At 73.5% G+C, this 10,113-nt stretch carries 9 protein-coding genes; 7 read left to right on the top strand and 2 right to left on the bottom strand.

The window, feature by feature from the left end:
• Positions 1-194: 194 nt before the first annotated feature.
• The 4 genes from mmpB to ACFWXO_RS41140 all read left to right on the top strand — a co-directional run bounded on the left by mmpB (position 195) and on the right by ACFWXO_RS41140 (position 3,809).
• On the top strand, positions 195-335 hold the full coding sequence (mmpB, locus tag ACFWXO_RS41155) for a morphogenic membrane protein MmpB (RefSeq protein ID WP_375894723.1): 141 nt from the start codon (positions 195-197) through the stop codon (positions 333-335).
• A 47-nt stretch (positions 336-382) separates the two neighbouring features.
• Complete coding sequence (locus ACFWXO_RS41150) at positions 383-985, top strand: nucleoside triphosphate pyrophosphatase (protein ID WP_375894721.1); 603 nt, start codon at positions 383-385, stop codon at positions 983-985.
• A gap of 66 nt (positions 986-1,051) precedes the next feature.
• On the top strand, positions 1,052-1,798 hold the full coding sequence (locus ACFWXO_RS41145) for a hypothetical protein (protein ID WP_380531320.1): 747 nt from the start codon (positions 1,052-1,054) through the stop codon (positions 1,796-1,798).
• 235 nt (positions 1,799-2,033) lie between these two features.
• Positions 2,034-3,809: an acetyl/propionyl/methylcrotonyl-CoA carboxylase subunit alpha gene (locus tag ACFWXO_RS41140; protein ID WP_375894716.1), complete on the top strand. Its 1,776-nt coding sequence runs from the start codon at positions 2,034-2,036 to the stop codon at positions 3,807-3,809.
• A gap of 209 nt (positions 3,810-4,018) precedes the next feature.
• Here ACFWXO_RS41140 and ACFWXO_RS41135 read toward each other — a convergent pair whose 3' ends face one another.
• Together ACFWXO_RS41135 and ACFWXO_RS41130 are read right to left on the bottom strand one after the other, a co-directional pair.
• Positions 4,019-5,014, bottom strand: coding sequence for a DeoR/GlpR family DNA-binding transcription regulator (locus tag ACFWXO_RS41135; RefSeq protein WP_380531316.1), 996 nt, complete (start codon positions 5,012-5,014; stop codon positions 4,019-4,021).
• 199 nt (positions 5,015-5,213) lie between these two features.
• Positions 5,214-6,665 (bottom strand): NAD(P)H-quinone dehydrogenase, encoded by a 1,452-nt coding sequence (locus tag ACFWXO_RS41130; protein WP_380531313.1) that lies wholly within the window; start codon positions 6,663-6,665, stop codon positions 5,214-5,216.
• Positions 6,666-6,762: 97 nt separating this feature from the next.
• On the opposite strand from ACFWXO_RS41130, the gene ACFWXO_RS41125 reads away from it, so the two are divergent.
• The 3 genes from ACFWXO_RS41125 to ACFWXO_RS41115 all read left to right on the top strand — a co-directional run bounded on the left by ACFWXO_RS41125 (position 6,763) and on the right by ACFWXO_RS41115 (position 10,059).
• Positions 6,763-7,200, top strand: a complete 438-nt coding sequence (locus ACFWXO_RS41125) for a gamma-glutamylcyclotransferase (RefSeq protein WP_350503464.1) — start codon at positions 6,763-6,765, stop codon at positions 7,198-7,200.
• Between the two features lie 146 nt (positions 7,201-7,346).
• On the top strand, positions 7,347-8,168 hold the full coding sequence (locus ACFWXO_RS41120; protein WP_375894710.1) for a purine-nucleoside phosphorylase: 822 nt from the start codon (positions 7,347-7,349) through the stop codon (positions 8,166-8,168).
• A 166-nt stretch (positions 8,169-8,334) separates the two neighbouring features.
• The gene (locus ACFWXO_RS41115) at positions 8,335-10,059 is read left to right on the top strand and encodes a phospho-sugar mutase (protein WP_380531309.1); all 1,725 of its coding nucleotides are present in this window, start codon (positions 8,335-8,337) and stop codon (positions 10,057-10,059) included.
• Positions 10,060-10,113: the final 54 nt, after the last annotated feature.

Raw genomic sequence — 10,113 nt, 5'->3', positions numbered from 1 at the left:
CGGGCCGTGGCGCCGCGCGGGGGAGCGAGGGGCGGGGGGGGAGAGGAGGGGCGCCTTTAGCGCGCTCGGTGGACGGAGTGCCCGGGCGGCCCCCCCCCCCCCCCCCCGACTCGCCCGGTCGCTCGCCCGCTTTGCCCGAAACCTGAGTACGGATACTCAGGCGGCCGGGCCCACCCGCACCGCACTCTGGACGGGTGCTCTGGTCAGACCCCGAGGACGGGCCCTCGCCCGAGGCCCGTCGCATGCAGGAGCGGATGCAGCGGGCCGGCAAGGTGCTCGCCGCGATCGTGCTGGTGGGCGCCGTCCTGATCATGGTCAGCCGGTACTTCACCTGAGTCGTTCACCAGAACGGCTCAACCACCCACCCCCTACCCTGGTGGGCATGACCGACCAGCGCTCCCTCGTCCTCGCTTCCGCCTCCCCCGCCCGCCTCGGGCTGCTGCGCCAGGCGGGGCTCGACCCGCGCGTGGTGGTCAGCGGCGTCGACGAGGACGCGATCACCGCCGCCACCCCCGGCGAGCTCGCCCTCGTCCTGGCCGAGGCCAAGGCGAAGGCCGTCGCCGCCGAACTGACCGGCGGCGAGCTGGTGATCGGCTGCGACTCCGTCCTGGAACTGGACGGCCTGGCCCTCGGCAAGCCGGCCGACGCCACCGAGGCGCTGGCCCGCTGGCAGTCCATGCGCGGCCGCGCCGGGGTGCTGCGCACCGGCCACTGCGTGATCGACACCGCGACCGGCCGGCAGTCCTCGGCGACCGCCTCCACCACCGTCCGCTTCGGCACCCCGGACGACGCGGAGGTGGCCGCCTACGTCGCCTCCGGCGAACCGCTGCACGTGGCCGGGGCGTTCACCCTGGACGGCCGCTCGGCGCCGTTCGTCGACGGCATCGACGGCGACCCGGGCAACGTCATCGGCCTGTCCCTGCCGCTGCTGCGCCGGCTGCTCGCCGACCTGGACGTCCGCATCACCGATCTGTGGGCCAACTGACCTGCCAGTCCGCCTGCTTGTGCCTCTAAGCTGACCGGCGTCCGAACGGGGAGGGGAACGCGGGCGATGACCGACAACGTGCTCAACGTGGTGCTCGGCCTGGTGGCCAGCGCCATCAGCGCCGGGCTCGGCTGGCTGGCCCAGGCCCTGCGGCGGCGCCGGAAGGTCGAGCGGGTACGGGAGTTCTTCGGGCTCCCGTCCGGCAGCGACTGCCTGATCGTGGTGCCCCGCAGCGTCGGGACGGGCTCGCACGCCAACACCGTGACCCGCCGGGACGCCTACGCCCTGATGTGGCTGGCCGGGCTGGTCGAGGAGTGCGGCGCCCGGCCCGAACTGGTCGCCCACGACGCCGCGCACCGCGGCCTGGGCGCCAAGACCGAGCTGTGCCTGGGCGGTCCGGTCAGCAACGAGCGGATGGCCGCCCACCTGGCCTGGGGCCTGCCGGGCGTGCTGGTCACCTCCGGTCCGGGCCCGGGCAGCAACGTGATCGTGGTCGGCGACCGGGACTTCACCGTCGAAGCCGACCGGACCCACGTCCTACTGGCCCGGATCGCCACCCCGGAGGGCGGCCGCCCGGTGTTCCTGATCTCCGGCCAGACCGGCACGGCCAACCAGGCGGGCGTGCGCTACCTGGTCGCGCACCACCGCGAACTGGCCCGCGAGCACGGCCGGAACGGCACCTTCGCCCTCGTCCTGCGGGTGGTCAACCCGGACGCGTACGGGCCGGACATGGTCGAGCCGGTCGCCGACGTGACGGCCGAGGCGCTCCGTCGCCCCACCGCCGCGGCACCGGCCGGAAGCACCGCGGCATGAGCGGGCCGCGGAAGGTGTGTCCCATCCCACCGACCCGCCACGCCGCCCCACGGTCACCCACCGTCGACCACCCCCGCGCGAGCACACCTGCCACCACCTGCGCAGTCGTTCTCAACCCCGTCCCGGCGGCGGGGAATCCCATCACCGAGCGTGTGGGATAGTTCACAACCCGGGGCTACTCGCCGGTACCGCCCAGGAATCCATAAACTCATCGAGGTTCAAGAAGGGAGCCACAGTGCGCAAGGTGCTCATCGCCAACCGCGGGGAAATCGCCGTCCGCGTCGCCAGGGCCTGCTCGGACGCCGGTATCGCCAGCGTCGCCGTCTACGCCGAGCCGGACCGGGATGCGCTGCACGTCCGCGCGGCCGACGAGGCTTACGCGCTGGGCGGTGACACCCCCGGCACCAGTTACCTGGACATCGCCAAGGTCCTCAAGGCCGCCGAGGACTCCGGCGCCGACGCCGTCCACCCCGGCTACGGGTTCCTGTCGGAGAACGCCGAGTTCGCCCAGGCCGTCCTCGACGCGGGCCTGACCTGGATCGGCCCGCCGCCGCAGGCCATCCGCGACCTCGGTGACAAGGTCACCGCCCGTCACGTCGCCCAGCGCGCCGGCGCCCCGCTGGTGGCCGGCACTCCGGACCCGGTCTCGGGTGCCGACGAGGTCGTCGCGTTCGCCCGGGAGCACGGCCTGCCGGTCGCCATCAAGGCGGCCTTCGGCGGCGGCGGCCGCGGCCTCAAGGTCGCCCGCAACCTGGAGGAGATCCCGGAGCTGTACGAGTCCGCGGTGCGCGAGGCGGTCGCCGCCTTCGGTCGCGGCGAGTGCTTCGTGGAGCGCTACCTGGACAACCCGCGGCACGTGGAGACCCAGTGCCTCGCGGACAAGCACGGCAACGTGGTGGTCGTCTCCACCCGTGACTGCTCGCTGCAGCGCCGGCACCAGAAGCTGGTCGAGGAGGCGCCCGCGCCGTTCCTGACCGAGGCCCAGAACGCCGAGCTGTACCGCGCCTCCAAGGCCATCCTCAAGGAGGCCGGCTACGAGGGCGCCGGGACCTGCGAGTTCCTGGTCGCGCTGGACGGCACGATCTCCTTCCTGGAGGTCAACACCCGTCTGCAGGTGGAGCACCCGGTCACCGAGGAGGTCACCGGGATCGACCTGGTCCGCGAGATGTTCCGGATCGCCGACGGCGAGGAGCTCGGCTACGGCGACCCGGAGGTGCGCGGTCACTCCTTCGAGTTCCGCATCAACGGCGAGGACCCGGGCCGCAACTTCCTGCCCGCGCCCGGCACCGTGACGCTGTTCGCCCCGCCGTCCGGCCCGGGCGTGCGCCTGGACTCCGGCGTGGAGTCCGGCTCGGTCATCGGCCCGGCCTGGGACTCGCTGCTGGCCAAGCTGGTCGTCTCCGGCCGGGACCGCAAGCAGGCCCTGGAGCGGGCCAGGCGCGCGCTGAACGAGTTCAAGGTCGAGGGCATGGCCACCGCCATCCCGTTCCACCAGGCGGTCGTCACCGACCCGGCGTTCGCGCCGGAGGTGCACGGCGGCGAGGGCCCGTTCACGATCTACACCCGCTGGATCGAGACCGAGTTCGAGAACACCATCCCGGCCTTCACCGGCGGCGCCGGCGAGGGCGAGGAGGCGGAGACCCGGGAGACCGTGGTCGTCGAGGTCGGCGGCAAGCGGATCGAGGTCTCGCTGCCGTCCTCGCTGGGCGTCGCGGCGGCCCCGGCCGCCGGTGCGACCGGTGCCGCCAAGGCCAAGCGCCGGGTGGGCGCCAAGAAGGCCGGCTCGTCCGTCAGCGGTGACACCCTGGCCTCGCCGATGCAGGGCACCATCGTCAAGGTCGCCGTCGAGGAGGGCCAGGTCGTCGCCGAGGGCGAGCTGATCGTGGTCCTGGAGGCGATGAAGATGGAGCAGCCGCTGAACGCCCACAAGGCGGGCACCGTGGTCGGCCTCAAGGCCGAGGTCGGCGCGAGCGTCAGCAGCGGCGCCGCGCTCTGCGAGATCAAGGACTGACGACGGGTTCGTCAGTCTTCGACCGGTCCGTACTCCCTTCGGGGGTGCGGACCGGTCGCGTTTACTCGCCCACTCGCCTCCGGGGCGCTCCGACCCGGTGCCGACGGTCGTCGCTCCGGCGCTCGTGCCTCGCTTGTCGCTCCTCGCTTTCGGCACCGGCGCGCCCCTTCGGCTCGGGGCGGTAGGCCCGCGCGACGGCACGGCCGGGCTCAGCGCCCGCGCGGCAGGCCCATCTCGGCCAGCCGGACCGGCAGCCCGCCGGGGCCGACCGGGCCGCCGCCGTGCGCCCCGGGGCGGCGCTGGCCGGGCAGCGGGGCGCCGCCGGGCGGCGGGACCGGACGGCGGCCCAGCGGGCCCGGCTGGGTCTGGTGGACCGGGCCGCTGCCGGTGCCGTGCACGGGGGCGTCGCCGCTCGGCGCGGCCCCGAGCGGAGCCAGGTCGATCTGCACCCCGCAGTCGGCGAGCGCGTCCAGTTCGCGGGCGCAGGCGTCGTCGGCGGTGGCCTGCTCGTCGGTGACCAGCCGGGTGATGGTCTCGGTGGAGACGGTCTGGAACATGCCGGCCGCGCCGAGCTTGGTGTGGTCGGCGAGGACGATGACCTCGGCGGCCGCCAGCACCATGGCCCGGTCCACGCTCGCGGACAGCATGTTCGCGGTCGACAGCCCCCGCTCGGCGGTCAGCCCGCTGCCGGAGATGAAGGCCTTGGTGACCCGCAGCCCCTGCAGGGACTGCTCGGCGCCGCTGCCCACCAGGGCGTAGTTGGAGCCGCGCAAGGTCCCGCCGGTCATCACCACCTCGACCCGGTTGGCGTGCGCCAGCGCCTGGGCGACCAGCAGCGAGTTGGTGACCACCGTCAGCCCGGGCACCCGGGCCAGCCGGCGGGCCAGCTCCTGGGTGGTGGTGCCGGCGCCGACCACCACCGCGTCGCCCTCCTCCACCAGCCCGGCGGCGAGGTCCGCGATGGCGCTCTTCTCCGCCGCGGACAGGTGGGTCTTCTGCGGGTATCCGGGTTCGCGGCTGAAGCCGCCGGGGAGCACCGCGCCGCCGTGCCGGCGGTCGAGGAGCCCTTCTGCCTCCAGCGCCCGCACGTCACGGCGCACGGTCACTTCGGAGGTCTGGACGACGCGGGCCAACTCCCGGAGCGAGACCGCTCCGTTGGCGCGCACCATTTCGAGGATCAACTGGCGACGTTCTGCTGCAAACACAGAACCGACGGTAACCTGCGTGACCGTCTGCTTTCAGGCGTTTGCAGCTGGTAGCGGGAATTGCTCACGCAAGAGCGGCGCGTGACCGTACAATACGCGCCGTCAACAACCCGGAACTGCGCCCGCCGTCCGGGTGACGATCATGCCTGCGCGAAGGGCGGCCGCCGACCGGCAGCCGCCCCAACTGTGCGCCTTGAGCTCAGGATTCGCCGCCGGCCCGCTTCCGGACGTGCAGCTGCCGGGCGGCCTCGGCGGTCGAGCCGGAGACCGACGGGTAGACGGTGAAGGCGCTGGCCACCTGTTCGACCGTCAGATTGGCGTCCACCGCGAGCGCGATCGGGTGGATCAGCTCGCTGGCCCGCGGGGCGACCACGACGCCGCCGACCACGATGCCGGTGCCCGGGCGGCAGAACAGCTTCACGAAGCCGTCCCGGATGCCCTGCATCTTCGCCCGCGGGTTGCCGCGCAGCGGCAGCTTGACCACGACGGCGTCCATCTTCCCGCACTCCACGTCGGCGGCGGTGTAGCCGACGGTGGCGATCTCCGGGTCGGTGAAGACGTTGGAGGCCACGGTCTTGAGGTTCAACGGCTGCACCGCGTCGCCCAGCGCGTGGTACATCGCGATCCGGCCCTGCATGGCCGCCACCGAGGCGAGCATGAAGACGCCGGTGCAGTCGCCGGCCGCGTACACGCCCGGGGCGCTGGTGCGGGAGACCCGGTCGACCTGGATCTGGCCCCAGTCGTTGAGCTTGACCCCGGCCTCCTCCAGGCCCATCTCGGCCGTGTTGGGGATCGAGCCGACCGCCATCAGGCAGTGGGTGCCCTCGATCACCTTGCCGTCGGAGAGGGTCACCTCGACCCGGTCGCCGATCCGCTTGGCGCTCTCGGCGCGCGAACGGCTCATCACGTTCATGCCGCGGCGGCGGAAGACCTCCTCCAGCACCTCGGCGGCGTCCGGGTCCTCGCCCGGCAGCACCCGGTCGCGGCTGGACACCAGGGTGACCTTCGAGCCGAGCGCCTGGTACGCGCCGGCGAACTCGGCACCGGTCACACCGGAACCGACCACGATCAGCTCGCGGGGCAGCTCCTCCAGGTCGTACACCTGGGTCCAGGTGAGGATCCGCTCGCCGTCCGGCTCGGCGTCCGGCACCTCGCGCGGGTGGGCGCCGGTGGCGATCAGCACCGCGTCGGCGCGCAGCGACTGCACGCTGCCGTCGGGGCCGTCCACCAGCACCTCGCGGGAGCCGTCCACGGCCTGCCCGCCGGCGCCGAGCCGGCCGCGCCCGCGCAGCACGGTGACCCCGGCGCGGGTGACGGACTGGGTGATGTCGTGGGACTGCGCGATCGCCAGGCGCTTCACACGGCGGTTGACCTTGCCCAGGTCGACGCCGATGACCTTGGACTCCCGCCCCTCGGCGGCGCCCTGGTCGACGGTGATGCCCAGCTCCTCGTACGAGCTGTCGAAGGTGGTCATCACCTCCGCGGTCGCGATCAGGGTCTTCGACGGCACGCAGTCCGTGAGCACCGCCGATCCGCCCAGACCGTCGCGGTCGACGACGGTCACCTCCGCGCCGAGCTGAGAGGCCACCAGGGCCGCCTCGTAGCCGCCGGGTCCGCCACCGATGATCACGATCCGAGTCACGTACCCCATTGTCCCGCACGCCGGGAGCGGCGCCACAAGGGGGTCCGCGCTCGATCTCTTCATCCACTCGCCCCGCCCCGTGGGCCGACCGGGCTACGCTGCACCCATGCCCCTTTACGCCGCGTATGCCACCAACCTCGATGCCCGGCAGATGACCCGCCGAGCCCCGCACTCCCCGCTGCGCGGCACGGGGTGGCTGGACGGCTGGCGGCTCACCTTCGGCGGCGAGCAGCTCGGCTGGGAGGGCTCGCTGGCCACCGTCGTGGAGGACGAGAAGGACCAGGTCTTCGTCTCCCTCTACGACATCGCGCCGATGGACGAGGAGGGCCTGGACCGCTGGGAGGGCGTCCAGCTCGGCATCTACCGCAAGATCAAGCTGCGGGCGCAGACCCTGGACGGCGACATCCCGGTCTGGACGTACGTGCTCAACGACTACGAGGGCGGCCTGCCCGCGGCCCGCTACCTCGGTCTGATCGCCGACGCCGCGGAGAGCGCCGGGGCCCCGCACGACTACGTGATGGAGCTGCGCCGGCGGCCGTGCTGACCGCCGGTCCTCTTTCCGTACGAATCGACGAACCCGGTCACCCGAAAGCGCCACCGAGCTGTGTTTTCGGGCCAACCGGGTAACGATCCGGCATGCCGCGGGCGAATTTCTACGCGCGTAGCCGAAAGCCGTCTATCCTCGGACCCGTGAACGCTTCTCCTCAGTCGGTCGTCTCCGCCGACCCCTACGCCGCCGCCCAGGCCGCCGCCGAGCGCCTGCGCGAGCTGACCGGTGCCGAGCGGCACGACGTCGCCCTGGTGATGGGCTCCGGCTGGGTGCCGGCCGCCGACGCCCTGGGCGAGACCGTGGCCGAGTTCCCGGTCACCGACCTCCCGGGCTTCCCCGCCCCCGCCGTGGCCGGCCACGCCGGCAAGATCCGCTCGGTGAAGATCGGCGACAAGCGCGCCCTGATCTTCCTGGGCCGCAACCACTACTACGAGGGCCACGGCGTCGCCACCGTCGTCCACGGCGTGCGCACCGCCGCCGCGGCCGGCTGCGGGATCATCGTGCTGACCAACGGCTGTGGCGGTCTGCGCCAGGGCTGGACCCCGGGTCAGCCGGTCCTGATCAGCGACCACATCAACCTGACCGCGGACTCCCCGATCGTCGGCGCCAACTTCGTCGACCTCACCGACCTGTACTCCAAGCGCCTGCGCGCCCTGTGCCACGAGGTCGACCCGAGCCTGGACGAGGCCGTCTACGTCCAGTTCCGCGGCCCGCACTACGAGACCCCGGCCGAGGTCAACATGGCCCGGGTGATCGGCGGCGAGCTGGTCGGCATGTCCACCACGCTGGAGGCCATCGCCGCCCGCGAGGCCGGCTCCGAGGTGCTCGGCATCTCCCTGGTCACCAACCTGGCCGCCGGCATCACCGGCGAGCCGCTCAACCACGAAGAGGTCCTGGAGGCCGGCAAGGCCTCGGCCGAGCGCATGGGCGAGCTGCTGGCGAAGGTCCTGGAGCGGATCTGACGCCTGCCGGGCGCAGAATCATGAACGACGGGGCCCACGGGCGGCGTGATCCGCTGATCACGCCATCCCGGGGGCCCCGTCCGCATGTGCACACCTCTTCTACTCCCCTTTGCGTGGAACCCTCCGGCCGTCACCCGACGCACTTCCCGATGGAGCAGGCAAGAACATGACGCAGGCACCTACCACCGACCTCCTCGCCCGGGCCCGCACCTGGCTGGCCGAGGACCCCGACCCGCAGACCCGCGAGGAGCTCGCCGCCCTGCTCGCCCGGGCCGAGGGCGCGGAGGCCCAGGAGGACAACACGCTCGCCTGGGCCGAGCTCGCCGAGCGCTTCTCCGACCGCCTCCAGTTCGGCACCGCCGGGCTGCGCGGCGAGCTCGGCGCCGGCCCGATGCGGATGAACCGCGCCGTGGTGATCCGGGCCGCCGCCGGCCTGGTCGCGTACGTGAAGCAGCAGGGCCTCGGCGACCTCGTGGTGATCGGCTACGACGCCCGGCACAAGTCGTACGACTTCGCCCGGGACACCGCCGCCGTGGTGGTCGGCGCCGGTCTGCGCGCCGCGCTGCTGCCGCGCCCGCTGCCGACCCCGGTGCTCGCCTTCGCCGTCCGCCACCTGGGCGCGGCCGCCGGCGTGACCGTCACCGCCAGCCACAACCCGCCGCAGGACAACGGCTACAAGGTCTACCTGGGCGACGGCTCGCAGATCGTCCCGCCGGCCGACGCCGGGATCGCCGCCGAGATCGACGCGATCGGCTCGCTGGACGACGTCCCGCGCGCCGGGGAGGGCTGGGAGGTGCTCGGCGAGGACGTCGTCGACGCCTACCTGACCCGGGCCGTCTCGATCGTCGACGAGCACAGCCCGCGCGAGCTGGACGTGGTCTACACCCCGATGCACGGCGTCGGCCGCGACACCCTGGTCGCCGCCTTCCGCCGGGCCGGCTTCCCCGCGCCGACCGTGGTCGCCGAGCAGGCCGAGCCCGACCCGGACTTCCCGACCGTGGCCTTCCCCAACCCGGAGGAGCCGGGGGCGATGGACCTCGCCTTCCGCACCGCCGCCGCGGTCGGCCCGGACATCGTGATCGCCAACGACCCGGACGCCGACCGCTGCGCGGTGGCCGTCCCGGTCAACGGCAACGCCGTGGGCAGCGGCAACGGCACCTCCGGCTGGCGGATGCTGCGCGGCGACGAGGTCGGCGCGCTGCTGGGCTCCGCGCTGGTCGCGAAGAAGGCCGAGGGCACCTTCGCCACCACCATCGTCTCCGCCACCCTGCTCGGCCGGATCGCCGAGGCCGCCGGCCTGGGCTACGCCGAGACGCTGACCGGCTTCAAGTGGATCTCCCGTGCCGAGGGCCTGCGCTACGGCTACGAGGAGGCGCTCGGCTACTGCGTCGACCCGCAGGGCGTCCGGGACAAGGACGGCATCACCGCCGCCCTGCTGGTCGCCGAGCTGGCCGCGACGCTCAAGCGGTCCGGCCGCACGCTGACCGACCTGCTGGACGACCTGGCGCTGGAGCACGGCCTGCACGCCACCGACCAGCTGTCCGTCCGGGTGCAGGACCTCTCGCTGATCGCCGACGCCATGCGCCGGCTGCGCGAGCAGCCGCCGACCGTCCTGGCCGGACTGACCGTCACCCGCGCCGACGACCTCTCGGCCGGCTCCGCCGAGCTGCCGCCCACCGACGGCCTGCGCTACTACCTGGCCGGCGAGACCGTGCGCTCGGCCCGGATCGTGGTCCGCCCCTCCGGCACCGAGCCCAAGCTCAAGTGCTACCTGGAGGTCGTCCTCCCGGTCGGCAGCGCGGCCGACCTGGCCGCCGCCCGGGAGCGGGCCGCCGGGCTGCTCGCCGACATCAAGCGGGACCTCGGCGCCGCCGCCGGCATCTCCGCCTGACCCCGTCGCGGGGGGGGGGGGGCGCCCGCCCCCCGCCGGGGGGCGGGCGGCGCC

It is taken from the genome of Kitasatospora sp. NPDC059088 (assembly GCF_042738155.1).
Lineage (GTDB): Bacteria > Actinomycetota > Actinomycetes > Streptomycetales > Streptomycetaceae > Kitasatospora.
The sequence above is the reverse complement of the archived record's forward strand: the minus strand, read 5'-3'. Positions and strand labels throughout refer to the sequence as shown.